The sequence below is a fragment of the Neptunomonas sp. genome, from assembly GCF_016744175.1.
GTDB lineage: Bacteria > Pseudomonadota > Gammaproteobacteria > Pseudomonadales > Balneatricaceae > Neptunomonas.
In genome coordinates this window covers 102253-104192 of the sequence record NZ_JADGEV010000012.1, presented here as the reverse complement: position 1 = coordinate 104192, position 1940 = coordinate 102253, and the positions used below count along the sequence as shown (strand labels likewise).

The window sequence follows — 1940 nt, the reverse complement described above, 5'->3', positions numbered from 1 at the left end:
CGAAGAGTGGGTATTAGCAAGCAGGATCTTGACCAGTTGCTACTCTCAAGTTTCTCTGGCCAACAGGTAGGGCTGTACCGTGAAGGCACGCAATTGCTGCCGATCATGGCTAGGGCCCCTCAGTCGGAGCGGCTAACTATCGATAGCCTACCTGAGCTGCAAATATACAGTCAGGCCGCTAATGCTTATGTGCCTATCGCTCAAGTGACACATGGTTTTAAAACTGATTGGGAAGACTCATTGATTTTACGCCGTGACCGTAAGCGTACACTTACAGTAATGGCTGATCATGATGTGTTGGGCGATGAAACGGCCGCCACTCTGTTTGGTCGAGTTCGACCGGGCATAGAGGCAATTGATTTGCCGCCGGGCTATAAAATGGAATGGGGTGGAGAGTATGAGTCTGCTGGTGATGCTCAGGCGGCACTGTTTGGTGGCTTGCCATTGGGGTATTTAGGGATGTTTGTTATCACAGTGCTTCTATTTAATTCGATTCGGGCGCCGTTAGTTATCTGGGCTACTGTACCGCTTGCGCTCATCGGTGTTTCGGTTGGTCTGTTAGTCATGGGAGCACCGTTTAGTTTTATGGCGTTGCTAGGCTTACTTAGCTTATCGGGAATGTTGCTAAAAAATGGGATAGTGCTGGTTGATCAAATCAACCTTGAACTTTCACAAGGCCAAGATCCTTACCTTGCTGTTTTCAACTCTGCGGTTAGTCGAGTAAGGCCAGTAGCCATGGCTGCAATCACAACAATTCTGGGCATGATTCCGCTGCTATTTGATGTCTTTTTCGAATCAATGGCGGTTACTATTATGTTTGGTCTGGGGTTTGCGACAGTGCTGACTCTGGTTGTTGTGCCGGTGCTATTTACCTTGCTTTACCGAATCCCTTATCAGCCACTGACTAAAGAATAGCAAAAGTTGTTTGTCATGAGATGCTCAAATTCTTAAAAAGGCCTCTCGTTCCTACTGCGCTTACACCGTTTATCATCATACAGGGCCCCTTATCTGAGGGCCCTTTTTTAACCAAGAGTTTGTGCCCGTCCTCGTCTACATATCTGCTCTATCAAACTAATTATCGACGTAAACGATAAAGGACTGGTTGCTCGGAGTTGCTGGCTTGCTTGTTGCCAGGTTAATAACTGTGAAGACTACTATTGAATCTAGACATTCACTCTTTGGTGGCTAACACTTTGTTTTACCTCAAACCAGTATCCCGGCGGAGTTTGCCGGTGAGAACGGCTCTTTTTTCTTGTAAACATCTTTCTTGTAGCATTAATAGCCTTTATAGAAACACGTCTGTGGTGTTTACTAATAAACTCAAAGGCAAAGAGTGTTAAACATGGCATCTGATTCTGTGAATAACGCGCTGTTATTTGGTGGTGACAGCCATTTTTCAGTATTAAGTGAGTCACGTAGGCTTCAGTTATCGAAGGATATGACGTTACTTAAATATGGCTCAGGAGAAATGATTCATAGAGCGGGAGATACTGCAGAAGGCATATTTTGTGTGCTCTCTGGAGCTGTTCGGTTTAGCGGCAGTGACGGTGAAGGAAGCTACACTTTGGTTCAAGATTTGCTTCCCGGAGAGTGGTTTGGTTTTATGGGGTATTTTGGTGATGGTCTACGTCCGCAAGATGCGTGCGCGTTTAAACCATGTCAGCTTGCCTTCCTGAAAGGGCATTATTTGGATGAGGTATTAAATGAAAATCCTCAAATATATCGATCCATTTTGCATCAGCTAGCCTTGTATAGTACTGATTTCTTTAGTCGTTACTTCGGTGCGGTCAATCTTTCGTTACGCACTCGCATAGCACAAATGCTATTACAGATAGCGCAGTGGCAATCCTCACAAGAACTGAGCATATCTCAGACAGATCTAGCCTCTCTTTTGGGTGTGACTCGAGAGGCCGTAGGTGTTCACTTGAATGAGCTAAAAC

General features: G+C 45.4%; 2 protein-coding genes. Both read left to right on the top strand.

Annotation, left to right across the window (positions count from 1 at the left end):
- A partial coding sequence (locus QZZ55_RS07935) for an efflux RND transporter permease subunit (protein WP_293266786.1) occupies positions 1-915 on the top strand: 915 nt, incomplete at its 5' end.
- 427 nt (positions 916-1342) lie between these two features.
- A partial coding sequence (locus QZZ55_RS07930; protein ID WP_293266785.1) for a Crp/Fnr family transcriptional regulator occupies positions 1343-1940 on the top strand: 598 nt, incomplete at its 3' end.